This is a genomic window from Citrobacter sp. Marseille-Q3906 (assembly GCF_916618775.1).
Lineage (GTDB): Bacteria > Pseudomonadota > Gammaproteobacteria > Enterobacterales > Enterobacteriaceae > Citrobacter > Citrobacter murliniae.
On the sequence record NZ_CAKAKA010000002.1, the window covers coordinates 861720 to 874669 of the forward strand.

A 12950-nucleotide genomic window follows, 5' to 3' on the forward strand; every position below is an offset into this window, starting at 1 on the left:
AATATTATTCTGTTAAGGGTTTTCTTACTGTTCCAACCCTGATGTTTTTTTTGTTTTTTTCCTAGGGGGTATGTGGCTATTCTCTGACGATGTTTCAGGATCTTATGACCGGAAGAGCACGTGATACATTCTTTTGGAGCTTTGGGGTAATTATGGTGATTATTTCATTTCTACTTGCATGGGGAATGCTTAAATTGATGCGAGTCGAGTGTTTTCGCTGGACACATTACCCGGTACGTTTTGACCGTAAACATCAGCTAATGCATGTATTCAGCGTTGATGGTGAGGTTTATAGCGTGCGCTGGAGTGAGGTTTTTTTTACTACAGGATGCTATGTTCAGTGTAAATTTAAACGGAAATATTACGATATCCGGGGCCACGTATTAGCGGAAGACCGTAAAACTGTTCTGAAAACCTTCACACTGGCGGTATCCGCTAGCAGCAGAGAGCAGCTATATTCGCACTGGGAGTTTGTGCGTCGTTATATGGAAGAAGGTCCGCAGACCGTGGTTTATCGTTATTAATCCGATCTTCAAATAATTCTTATCCTGACCAGTTTAATCCACAGTACTTTTCGTTTGTCTGATTTTGTTGTTACCCCGCCTTCCAGGAGTAAGTCGCAGTGAAGCGAATTAAAGAATTATTCAATAGTACCAAATTCCAGTTCTGGCTCATTTGCCTGGTGGTTCTCATGCTGGGATCGGGCATTTATCTGGTGCTAAAATTCCATCCTGATTGGATGTGGATAACACCAGATTCTGCCCATCAAAATATATTGGTGGTCACCGATATACTGATCACAGTGGGGATCCTGACATGGCTCCTGATTGTTCTTTTTTCCAGCCGGATCGCCGGAGGTCGGGAATATCTAAAGGCAAAAGCCCTGATATCGGCAAAAAACAGCGCTGTGTCACGGGGTGTCGAGAAAAAATCAGGCAGTGTTGATAAATACGGGATCCGTCAGTTTTGTTCCCATCTCCGCCGCCGCTACGGCCTTTTCTGGCGCCGCAAAGTTCGCCTCCTCTTAATCACCGGTGACGAAACCGCTATCGATCAACTGCTCCCCGGCCTGCAAAGCCAGCAGTGGCTTGAAGGTAACCGCACTGTTCTGATTTACGGCGGCACCTGGGGCTTTATTCGCTGGCTGGAGCAGGGTAAACGCCAGCAGCTTGATCGCAGCCAGTGGATGCTGAGCTTTACCGCGCCAGACGGAAGAACGCTGCAGTGGGTGCTGCGCTCACAACTCGGTAAAGGACCGCTGGCACTGCTGACGTTGCGTAACTTCAGTCTGCCGGAGCAGATATTCAGTGTGGATGCCTCTGCGACCTCGCAGACTCTGGACAGAGCCGGGAATTCAGCCATGGAGGGAATGGAATAATGGCGACATTACAAAGCGTACTTTATGCCTGCGGTGCTGATGAGCAGACTTTGCTGACAAGTGCGCGGTCACACAGCACTCAGTGGGCGCGCTGGCTGGAGCCGATTAGCGACAATGAGCCAACCGGCGAAGATCCGGGCTATGACGACGATTTTCAGCGCATTCGCGAAGAGGTCAACAAACTTTCCGGTATTGATACGGGACTGATTTGCGAGCTGACGGAAAAGTTGCTGACCGGTACCTGCAAAGATCTGCGCGTTATCACCTTCTATGTCTGGGCGCGCCTGCATCAGGATGGTGAATCCGGTTTTGCACAGGGGATTGAACTTCTGGCGGCAATGCTTGAGCAGTTCGGTTCCCGGCTGCATCCACGTCGTGAAAGGAGCCGTAAAACTGCCCTGGAGTGGCTTGGCAGCAGTCGCGTGACTGACAGCCTGTCTTTATACCCGGAAGTGGACATGTCTGTTATGCAGCGCATTACAGGCGGGCTGCTTCTGGCGGAACAGTCTTTTCAACTGTTTGATGAAGATGCCCGTCCGGAGCTTGGGGGGTTGTATCAGGCTCTGGACAATCGTCTGGTACAGAACGGCGGTGCCAACAGTCTGGTGCCACAGACCAGTCGGGAAGAGAGGGCAATAACGGTGTCAGACTCTTCTGCGCCAGTGATGAATGCTGTCACGTCGGGACGTGATTTACTCGATCAGGCTAAGGTGCTGGCGAAATACCTGCGCTCCCTGCCGGGAGGGTGGCTGGCCGGACATCATTTACTGAAAAGCGTTCGCTGGGATACGCTAACTGAACTTCCGCCGCTGGATGCCTCCGGGCGCACTCGTCTGGTCCCGCCTAAACCCGATAACAAGGCGCACCTCAAACGTCTGTATCTGCAGAAAAGCTGGTCTGAATTGCTGGAACATACGGACACGTTGCTGGCTCAGGGCGTCAATCACTTGTGGCTGGATGTGCAGTGGTATGCCTGGCAGGCGCTGGTGAAACTGGATAATGACAGCGTGCGTGCCGATATTCTCTGCCGTGATATTAAAGGTTTGCTGGCGCGTCTGCCGGGGCTGGAAGCACTCGCTTTCAGTGACGGCACACCTTTCGCTGATGAAGTCACCACGAACTGGATAAACGAAAGTGTGCTTGATGACATGTCAGGATGGAATGATAAGCCGGTATCAGCCGTATCCGCTGGCAGTGATGATGTGCTGACGCTGGAGTCTGAAGTGCTGGCGAAAGCGGACAGCGAAGGCATAGAAGCTGCGCTTAACTGGCTTCTCGTCCAACCGGGATACACCTCTTCCCGGGATCGGTGGCTGATGCGACTGCTGATGGCTCGTGTAAGCGAACAGTACGGTAAAAACGAAATGGCGCTGCATCTGCTGCGCGAACTTGATAGCGATGCAAAGCAACTGACCCTCGAACAGTGGACGCCGGAACTAATGTTTGAAGTCAAAGCCCGCAGACTCAAGCTGCTGCGCGCTAAAGCCGGTCGCAGTGACGTGGATAAAACGCGCCTGCAGGTCGAAATGGATTCGCTGCTTTCCGGATTGGTTGCTTTAGATCCCGCCCGTGCAGTCGTTCTCTGCGCCTGATGATTCAATGAAAGATTATAAAAACTATGGAAGATTTAACCCTGCGTTATTACGACGCTGAAATGCGCTACCTGCTGGAAGCCGGCGAAGAATTTGCCCGTGCTCATCCTGAGCAGGCGGCAATGCTCAATCTTGATAAAGCGGGTGCGCGTGACCCGTACGTGGAACGTCTGTTTGAAGGCTTTGCCTTCCTGATGGGGCGTTTACGTGAAAAGCTCGACGATGACCTGCCGGAACTGACCGAAGGGCTGGTCAGTCTGCTGTGGCCGCACTACCTGCGCACCATTCCGTCTATGTCCGTGGTGGAGTTCAGCCCCGACTGGCGTGAAATGAAAGAGCAGATGCGTATCGTCAAAGGATTCGAAGTCCTTTCCCGGCCAATTGGGGAAAAAGGCACACGCTGCCGGTATACCACCACCAAAGAGATCGGCCTTCAGCCGTTGTCGCTGGAACATGCCCGTCTGTCGACCGATCCTGATGGACGCTCTGTTGTCACTTTGCGCTTTAACTGCAGCGAACTCGCGGACTGGAGCCGTATCGATCTCAGCCATATTCCTTTCTATCTCAATGCTGATGCGCCACTGGCCTGCGCCATGCATGAAGCGTTCACCATGAATGTGGCCAGAATATGGCTGCGCATGCCTGGTGATGTGGACAGAAGACCGCTGGCCGGGCATTTCACTGCACTCGGGTTTGGTGATGACGATACCCTCTGGCCGAAGGGCAACAGCAGTTTCAGCGGTTACCAGTTGCTGCTGGAATATTTTACCTTCCGCGAGAAATTCATGTTCACGGGCCTGCGTGGGCTGGAGACCGTGGCCTTTCCGACGGAGCTTTCCTGGTTTGAAATCGACGTGGTACTGGCGGAACGCTGGGAGCATGACTTCAGCTTTAGCGAAAAGCATCTGCGTCTGAACTGCGTGCCGGTAATTAATCTGTTCCCGCTGGAATCTGACCCGCTGACGCTCAATTCACTGCAGACGGAGTACATGCTGCGCCCGATGCGCGTACAGGATGGCCATACCGAGATTTACGCCGTGGATTCGGTGATGTCATCGAGCCAGCATACTTACGTGCCGTTCTCAAGCTTTCGCCACAAAGGTGGAATGATGCGCCATGAAGCGCCGGAATATTACTACCACACCCGTGTGCGCCGCGGCCCGTCCGGACTGCATAACACCTGGCTCATCCTCGGCGGTGAAGCGTTTGATAACCACACGGTGCCGGAAGATGAAAGCCTGTCGCTGACGCTTACCGGAACCAATGGCCAGCTACCTCGCAGAGCATTGCAAAGTACCGTGCTCGACACCGTGATGAAAACCACGTCGGCCAGTATTGCGGTACGCAACCTTTGTGCGCCAACGCTGCCCTGTTATCCACCTGCGCAGGACCGTTTTCACTGGCGCGTACTCAGCCATCTCGGCAGCGGATTTCTCTCGATGATGGATAACGCCGATGTGCTGCGCGGCACGCTGGCGCTGTATGAGTGGACCGACAGCGAGATGAACCGCCGACGTCTGGAAGCCATTATCGACGTGAAGCACAGCGAAACCGAGCGCTTTGAACAGGGCTACCTGGTACGCGGCGTGCAGATTGAAGTGACGCTGGACAGTCATGGTTTTGCCGGACGCGGCGATATCTGTCTGTTCGGCGAGATGCTGAGCCGCTTCTTTGCACTCTACACAGACATCTACCTGTTTAACCGCCTGATTATCATTCTGCAACCGACCGGAGAACGCCTGGAATGGGAAGAGAAACACAATCGCCGTATTCCCGGTTGACACCACGGCTGGAGGCAGACCTTCACCGCATTAACTTTTACCGCTTATGCCAGTTGCTGGAGAAACTCAATCCCGACAGGCCATTGATGGGCTCAACCAGCCATCCAACCGATGATCCGGTGCGCTTTGCGCCGCATCCGGGGATGGGTTTCCCGGCGAGTGAACTGAAGGCTGTCGAATATGACGAGGATGATGACAGCAGGCCACCGCTCATCCGCACGACCTTTATGGGGATGTATGGTGTTGATTCCCCGTTGCCGACGGCCTATCTCGATGACATTACCCAGCGCCGGGAAGGGCATGAGGCGCTGCAGGGGTTTCTGGATATCTTCAGCCACCGCATCCTGACCCAGTTTTACCGCATCTGGCGCAAATACTCCTATCCGGCAGCCTTCGAACCCGGTGGTACCGACAGTATCTCACAGTCACTGCTGGGTCTGGTGGGGCTGGGGATCCCAGGCACGGCAAACCAAATTGCCACCCCGGTGTCACGCTTTCTGGCATTACTGGGTGTGTTGCGTCAGCCGGGTAAAACCCAGGAGGGGATGCAGTCGCTGATTAGCCTGCTTGCACCGGATACCACCGTGCAGGTCAGCCCCTACTGTCTTCGGCCGGTGGAAGTGAATCAGCCTCTGGGCTTTTACGGTAATGAGGATTTTCTACTGGACGGTAATACGCCCCTGGGTGACGAAGCGATGGATGCCAACAGCCAGTTGCTGATTGCCCTGTCCACGGATAATGAGCAGGAAGCGCAGGGCTGGAAGCCGGATGGTCTGCTGTATCAGGATTTTCTGGTGATGTTGCGGGTTTATCTGGGCTGGCGATTCAAGGCAAAAATTACCCTGACTACCCGTACCCGCCTGCTGGCTGTACCGCCGTTAGGTGAAGGGCCATTCTGGCTTGGGATGAATGGTGTGCTGGGTGTGGAAGACGATGAATGTCTGGACGATATCCCGCAAACCTTTACGACGGAACTGGGTTATTACACCGGGCTGAAGCCTGCGAAACCACAACAAGGAAACCGACGTGTTACGTATAAATTTAACTAAGACCACGTGCTGTCTACTGCCGCTGCTGGCATTCAGTCTGGCAGGCTGTGGGGTGACGCAGGGCGTCACCGATGGCACTAAATCGGCCTTCAATGCCATTTTTTACAAGAAGATTAAGGTACTACACCTGGATTTTACCGCTCGCGAAGCCCTGAACACCGATGCACGTGAGAACAACACGCTCTCCGAGTCGGTCGTGGTGCGAATTTATCAGCTCAAAGATAATAAAACCTTCGACAAGAGCGTGTACCAGCAACTGCTGAAAGACAGTGAAACGGCTCTCGGGGCTGATCTTTTGGCCACCCGCGATGTGGTGGTTAAACCTGGTGGAGATGTACTGCTCGATATGCCGATGGAAGAGGGGGCGAAATACGTCGCCGTGGTGGGATTGTTCCGCCATCCCGATATGGTGAAAAATACATGGAAGCTGATGATAGACCGTGAAGAACTCGATCCGGACAAGGCGCGGGTGATTGAGGCAGGGAATAACCATCTGACGTTGTTACCGATAAAGGATAAATAATGCCTCAGACTCACAAATCCCCTTCGCTGTATGAGATGCTCGCGGGTAATTTCTCCGGTGGTCTCGACCTTCACCAGGTCAGTGAAGAAAATCAGGTCATCCTGTCCGTACTGGACAACATGCAGCGCGTGCTTAACTGCCGCGCAGGGACGCTGGCACATCTGCCAGACTACGGCCTTCCGGACATGACCAAAATCCTGCAAGGGATGCCCGGTACGGCGCATGAGCTGATGGGGACTCTGTCGGCCGTATTACTCAAATATGAACCACGCCTGAAAACAATAGCGGTTGTGCTGCTGGAACAGGAAATCCCTGGCGAACTACGTTATGCCATTGACGCTGAACTCAAAGGTATTGGCCTGGTACGCTATGGCACGGAGTTTAAACCCGAAGGGCGGGTACTATTGAGACACCTCAAACAACAGCAGTACCTCGGCACGACTACCCGCGCGTAATCACTTTTGATCTCTTCGCTATCGTTCTGCGTGACAAAAATCGGGCAATAAGCATACAGGTTAAATGGATATCTGGTCATGAATGACATTCACTCTCGTAAAGTTAAAACTGGCGGCGATCCGCGCCTGCTGGCGGATTATGCTGCTCTGCGTGATGAGCTTGCCAAACTCTCACACCCGGCGCGGCCTGATGTTGACTGGGGACGTGTTGAGCAACTGAGTCTGGCATTGTTTCGCCAGAACGGCGTCGAACTGCAAACGGCGTGCTGGTATACGCTGGCACGCACACGGATGGCGGGGCTGGTGGGGCTTAATGAAGGGCTGGCTGTTCTGGAAGCCTTGTTGATGCATCAATGGGGAACGCTCTGGCCGCAACCGGTCCATGCAAGGATGGAGATCCTCGCTGGATTCACCCAGCGCCTGCACTCAGTGTTGCGGACGCTGGATCTGAATTATGTTGACCTGCCACAGGTTTACAGGGCGGAAGAGCACCTTGATGCTTTGTGTAAGCATTTGCAGCGTCTGGAGTTAAAAAACGCCAGTCAGATAGGGGAGCTGTGCGCCTTTATGCATAATGCGGTGATACGCCTCGAAAATATTGATGCAGGCAGTGGTGACACGGGAGCTGTGACCATACCCGCGTCATCTGTTAGCTCAGTGAGTCCGGTATCTGCTGTTCCGTCTGAACCTCTGATTTACATTGTCCGTGAGGACCTCGCCACACCACGCATTGTGCCTGAATCTTCTGAGCCGGGAACGGGATGTTCGTGGAAAAGTTTTGTGGGGGGAGTGCTGACCACGCTGGTGCTGGGTTCAGCAGGGCTGTGGGGCTGGCAGCAAATAAATCCGCCAGCCAGCAGCCCGTTACCCATAGTGGCAAATGAGGCCGCCCTGACAGAGCTGGCGCAGCTATCACCACTGTGGCTGCAAAACTACGGCTTTGTGCTTGCTGCTACTGCTCAACCAACTGAAGCTGAAAAATTGAAAGTGCAATGGCAGCGTTACATCAGCAGTAACGCTTTGCCTGCATCATCGCTTTCTGGCTGGCATGAGGGCATGGGTGGTCTGCAGGTATTAACTCAGCGCCTGAATGCACTGGATGAGCGCAAAGGGAAATACCTGACCGGCTCAGAACTGAAATCGATGGTCTTTGCCATCACACAGAATTTTAGTCGGGCGGTGCCAGTTGAAGAACAACTGTACCAACTGAGTCTGATGGATGCTGGAGCACAATCGCCAGAAGCGTTGATGCTGCAAACGGATATGCATCTGCATCAGCTAATTAACCGTTACATGCTGATAAAACAACAGACAGTAAAGCCCTAAAAGAAGGGTTATGAGTGTCCAACGACCGCTGCGCGCGGGAGCTGTTTGTCGCCGGGTTTGCGATTTTTTGCTTTAGTATCAGTAATAATCGCCATCGCGTAGCGCACCATCTGCCGCCAGATAAAAGAGGGAGTTGGACCTCTCTTTGTAAGGGATTCTCTTGCCCGAGTTTTTTATCCGTTACCTGCCACCCAGATCACTCATGATCCAGGTATCCCACGTTGATATACACGTCATCCTTCACGCTTCCTCGGCGTTGACTACGTTCGCATACCCGAGTCACTTACCAGAGTAAGCTCATCGGGATTAATGAGAGACATCCATGTCTCTCACCGAAGGCCAGCCTGCTGATGGGCAAATTCGTTTCTGCTGCCCCCTCCAAAATAAACATACCCCCTTCAATTGTCGCCAAATAAAATAATCTCTATTCCATTTTTGCGCCTTTAATAAATGCAACTTTGAATCAAGTTGCATTTAAATGTGATCTACATCTTATTTTTATAGCCATAAATGCGAAAGTAATAAAGCTTAATAAATATATTTAATATCTGTATAAATTGATTTAATGCCTTCATTTGTTGACAATTAAGATGGTGCTTTTGTAATCTGAGGACGAATTAAAACTGATTAAATCCAAATTTAACCATTCTGCAACACTTATACTGGAGGTTTTTATGTCTACGAAGTTATGGGGTGGGCGTTTTGATATGCCGACAAATAAACTAGTCGAATCATATAACGCGACCATTATGCTGGAGCAGCGTCTTTGCCCTTTTGATATTAAAGGGAGTATTGCGCACGCCACGATGTTGGGCCGTCAGGGAATTATTACTGAGAGTGAAGCAAATACCATCATTGGTGGCCTGAGGCAGGTAGATAAAGAGATTGAAGATGGGCAATTTGTTTTCGATACGGCTGATGAAGATATTCATATGGCTATTGAGAGACGAATGACAGAAATTATTGGTCCTGTTGGTGGGAAGTTGCATACCGGGCGCAGTCGTAACGACCAAACCACCGTTGACTCTAAAATGCATATGAGAGCAACAATTCGGGAAATTCAGCAGGATATTGTCAATCTTCAAAAAATTATCATCGCCAAAGCTGAAAATAATATTAATGCGATAATGCCTGGTTATACCCACTTACAAACAGGTCAGCCTATTCTTCTTTCACACTGGATTATGGCGTATTACTGGATGTTACGCCGTGACTGGACGCGATTCGAAGATCTCTATCAACGCATGGGTGAGTGTCCGTTAGGTGCGGCGGCCCTCGCAGGTACCACTTTCCCAATTGATCGTGAGTTTACCGCTCATGAATTGGGTTTTGATAAGCCAACAGAAAACAGTATTGATTCCGTAAGTGACCGCGATCATATGGTCGAGTTTACCGCAGCCGCAGCTGTATGTTTTATGCATCTCACCCGTCTTTCAGAAGAACTGGTTTTATTCTCCAGCCAGGACTTCAAATTTATTGAGCTTTCTGATGATTTTTGTACGGGTTCCAGCATCATGCCACAGAAAAAAAATCCTGATGTTGCTGAGAAAATGCGGGGTAAAGGTGGCCGTATGTACGGAAATCTGATGGCAATGCTGACCATCATGAAAGGGATCCCTCTCGCCTATAATACTGATATGAGTGAGGATAAAGAGCAGGTCTATGATTCTATGGATACTCTGCAAACCAGCCTGAAAATTATGGCTCCTATGCTCGAGAAAATGACTGTTCTTTCGGAGAATACTCGCGGTGCCGCTGCCAGAGGATTCTCTAATGCGACTGATATGGCAGATTATCTTGTCCGCAAAGGGATCCCATTCAGGGAAGCCCATCATATTGTTGGTAGTGCAGTGAATTACTGTATTAAACATAAAAAGATGCTAGAAGAACTCACATTAGAAGAGTTCCATTCTTTTGATGATAAAATTGAGAACGATATTTACGATAGCATCTCCTTAGAATCCTGTATTAAAGCGAGAATGTCTTATGGCGGAACCGGACCTGATGCAGTTAAAAAACAAATTGAAAATGCCAAGTCTTATTTAAAGTAATCCCTGTCATAATAATCAATGCCTCCCGGGTGCAATATTCGGGAGGTGCTTTAAGGTGAAAAATGGACGCTTTATTCTTTATACAATTATTTATTGTGCTCGCCTGTATTGGTATCGGTGGGCGCTATGGCGGAATGGGGCTCGGTGCGGGTGGTGGGCTTGGTGTAACAATATTAGTTTTAGGTTTTGGATTAAAACCATCCGCACCATCAATTACGGCCATGTTAATTATTATTTGTGTTATTGGGGCAGTGAGTATATTGCAGGCCGCAGGTGGGCTTGATTATCTTGTGCGTGTGGCTGAAAAATTACTGCGTAAAAAACCTCAGGCTATTACGTTTGTTGCGCCAATATTAACTTCCATATTTACACTATTCTGCGGTACCACGTACGTTGCATTCTCATTGTATCCTGTTGTTGCTGAAGTTGCGGCGGAGGCGAAGGTTCGCCCAGAACGAGCGTTATCTGCAACTGTTATTGCTGCCAGTGTTGCGGTCGCAGCCAGCCCGATGAGCGCAGCTACCGCAGGGATGCTTGCTATTTTGCATGAATATGCCGGCATTACTCTTGGACAGATACTGACAATTGCTCTCCCTTCATTTTTTATGGCGGCAATTGTTACCAGTTTTTCTGTCTACAAACGCGGTAAAGAGCTGGAAGATGATCCAGAGTTTCAGCGCCGTGTTGCTGCTGGTGAATATGAGTTCATGCATAATGAGCAGAAAAAAGAGTATGTTGCTACGCCAGGTGCCAAAAAAGGCGTCGCGATATTTGCAGTTGGCGTGATGTTGGTGCTCATCCTGGGATCTTTTACCGGACTTCTGCCTTCATGGGATGGGAAAAGGCTATCAACGCCAATGGTTATTCAGATGATCATGCTGACAGCCGCGCTGTTTATTATGATTGTCAGCAAAGTCCCCAGTAATACGTTCAATACGGGGTCTGTCTTCCGCGCAGGTCTAATGGGGGTGGTAGCAATCCTCGGTGTTTCATGGATGACAGCGACCTTTTTTGATGCCTACCAACCAGAACTGATAAAAGTGTTTGGGGGGATTGTTAGTGGTGCTCCGATGCTCTTTGGCGTGGTTGTTTTCTTGTTCTCCCTGGTTATTATGAGCCCTGCTGCAACGGTTGCTGCTATTATGCCGTTAGGTGTTACGCTAAATATTCCCGCGCCGTTTCTAATCGCAATACTTGCCTGTACATGTGGAGACTTCATTATTCCAGGTGCCAACCAAATTGGTTGTGTTGCGTTTGACAGGACAGGTACGACTAAAATAGGGCGGTTTGTTATCAACCATAGCTACATTCGCCCGGGTTTTGTTATGGTCATTTCTCAGGTTATTTTTGCCTACCTGATTGCGCAGGTTGTCCTTTAAAGTTTGCGTAGTAAATCTAATTACAGGCATCCTCTTCTGTGCTTCATCAGAAGGGGATGCCTTGCAGACTTTCTCCAGTCGCTTCGGCGCTACGCCAGTAAATTAGAAATGAGAAAGCAGAAAATGGTTGAGGCGAGAACGGTAACCAGACCTGGTAACATATAGCTGTGATTCACTACATACTTACCAATACGTGTTGTTCCTGTACGGTCGAAAGCAACACAGCCAATCTGCGCTCCCCCCGGAATAATGAATGATCCGCAGGTTACCGGAAGCAAGGCAATTAATGTTTCTGCCGGATATCCCATTAACACACCCGCAGGCAGTAATGCCACAGCCGTCGCTGCCGGACTGTAAATCACAGCGGAAAGACCGAACACAATAATGCCAAACAGCACCGGATTATGAAAACCGTGGAAAGCGGTGTTAAATAATTCGTGCCATGCCTCAAAGAAGGAGTTCATCATCCATGACAGACCAAATATGGCGACCACTCCCACCAGTCCTGCTTTAAATACAGATCCTGAGTCGAGTTTTGAAGGCGAAATTCGGCACACCATCATAATAATACATGCTGTTGTCAGCATAATTATCTGCAACGTTGTCGGGATGCTCATACGCTCCATCCCGGTACCGTTATTCCACACCGGACGTAATTCAGGAATTGACCCCATAACGACAACCAGGATGATACCGGTAAGGAAAATCAGCAACCCTCTCTTTGCCTCTTTTGTCACCATGCTGGCAGTGCGTTCTTCAGCCTTTATTGACTCAAACTCACCTTCCGCAATCCTGCGCTGAAATTCAGGATCATCTTCGAGTTCATGACCTCGTTTAAAGACAAACAAACAGCCAACAAGACAGCCAAGAAATGTGCCGGGGACTGTGACAGACAGGATATCCAAAGCCGATACATGTAATCCGGCAAGAACGGCGATTGTTCCGGTAACGACTGCACTTACCGGGCTGGCAATGAGACCGAAATTAGCGGCAATAACTGACATCGACATTGCTCGCTCTGGCCGAACCCTGGCATCGGCTGCAATTTCTGCAATCACCGGATAAACGGAAAAAGCGACATATCCTGTCCCGCAAATAGCGGTAAAAAGGTAAGCAACAGCAGGGCCCAGAAAGGTTATTGCACCTGGCCATTTCCTTAGGATCCGCTCCGCCATAGTAACAAATAAATCAAGACCGCCAGCTGCCTGAAGAATAGTGATGCACGTGATAACAGCCAGAATGATGGAGATGACTGTTATCGGAGGAGAATCGGGGGGGAGTCCAAATCCAAAAGTCAGGATTGCCAGTCCTAACCCACCCGCAGCACCCAAACCAATCCCGCCAAAACGCCCGCCTATACCAATACATGTAAGAACTATCGCAAACTGAGTTACGAATAACATCATAATTAATTCC

10 protein-coding genes and 1 pseudogene are annotated in these 12950 nt (G+C 50.2%); 10 read left to right on the plus strand and 1 reads right to left on the minus strand.

The annotated features are described in order from the left end of the window. Positions 1 to 104 precede the first annotated feature (104 nt). The 10 genes and pseudogenes from LG384_RS08260 to LG384_RS08305 all read left to right on the plus strand — a co-directional run bounded on the left by LG384_RS08260 (position 105) and on the right by LG384_RS08305 (position 11534). Positions 105 to 524 (plus strand): DUF6708 domain-containing protein, encoded by a 420-nt coding sequence (locus LG384_RS08260; RefSeq protein ID WP_200011972.1) that lies wholly within the window; start codon positions 105 to 107, stop codon positions 522 to 524. Positions 525 to 1114: 590 nt separating this feature from the next. After that, positions 1115 to 1378, plus strand: a pseudogene (locus LG384_RS08265) (hypothetical protein); the annotation flags it as partial. Further along, complete coding sequence (gene tssA / locus LG384_RS08270) at positions 1378 to 2970, plus strand: type VI secretion system protein TssA (protein ID WP_225760742.1); 1593 nt, start codon at positions 1378 to 1380, stop codon at positions 2968 to 2970. The pseudogene LG384_RS08265 and the gene tssA, both read left to right, overlap by 1 nt. A 26-nt stretch (positions 2971 to 2996) precedes the next feature. Beyond that, on the plus strand, positions 2997 to 4751 hold the full coding sequence (tssF, locus tag LG384_RS08275; protein WP_048221696.1) for a type VI secretion system baseplate subunit TssF: 1755 nt from the start codon (positions 2997 to 2999) through the stop codon (positions 4749 to 4751). Next, positions 4715 to 5800 carry a type VI secretion system baseplate subunit TssG gene (gene tssG, locus LG384_RS08280; protein WP_225760743.1) on the plus strand — a complete coding sequence of 362 codons (1086 nt, stop codon included), beginning with the start codon at positions 4715 to 4717 and terminating at the stop codon, positions 5798 to 5800. The genes tssF and tssG overlap by 37 nt, the downstream gene beginning before the upstream one ends. Then, a complete protein-coding gene (tssJ, locus tag LG384_RS08285; RefSeq protein ID WP_045449551.1) occupies positions 5778 to 6323 on the plus strand; it encodes a type VI secretion system lipoprotein TssJ in 546 nt (181 codons plus the stop codon). Before tssG ends, tssJ begins: the two co-directional genes overlap by 23 nt. Further along, on the plus strand, positions 6323 to 6778 hold the full coding sequence (gene tssE, locus LG384_RS08290; RefSeq protein WP_045441470.1) for a type VI secretion system baseplate subunit TssE: 456 nt from the start codon (positions 6323 to 6325) through the stop codon (positions 6776 to 6778). Before tssJ ends, tssE begins: the two co-directional genes overlap by 1 nt. A 78-nt stretch (positions 6779 to 6856) precedes the next feature. Beyond that, a complete protein-coding gene (locus LG384_RS08295; RefSeq protein ID WP_225760744.1) occupies positions 6857 to 8104 on the plus strand; it encodes a VasL domain-containing protein in 1248 nt (415 codons plus the stop codon). A 674-nt stretch (positions 8105 to 8778) separates the two neighbouring features. Then, on the plus strand, positions 8779 to 10155 hold the full coding sequence (gene argH, locus LG384_RS08300; protein WP_045441475.1) for an argininosuccinate lyase: 1377 nt from the start codon (positions 8779 to 8781) through the stop codon (positions 10153 to 10155). A 62-nt stretch (positions 10156 to 10217) separates the two neighbouring features. After that, on the plus strand, positions 10218 to 11534 hold the full coding sequence (locus tag LG384_RS08305) for an anaerobic C4-dicarboxylate transporter family protein (protein ID WP_045441476.1): 1317 nt from the start codon (positions 10218 to 10220) through the stop codon (positions 11532 to 11534). A gap of 89 nt (positions 11535 to 11623) precedes the next feature. Here the strand turns inward: LG384_RS08305 and LG384_RS08310 are convergent, their stop codons facing one another. Beyond that, the gene (locus LG384_RS08310; RefSeq protein WP_081918197.1) at positions 11624 to 12940 is read right to left on the minus strand and encodes an anaerobic C4-dicarboxylate transporter family protein; all 1317 of its coding nucleotides are present in this window, start codon (positions 12938 to 12940) and stop codon (positions 11624 to 11626) included. Between the last annotated feature and the right edge of the window lie 10 nt (positions 12941 to 12950).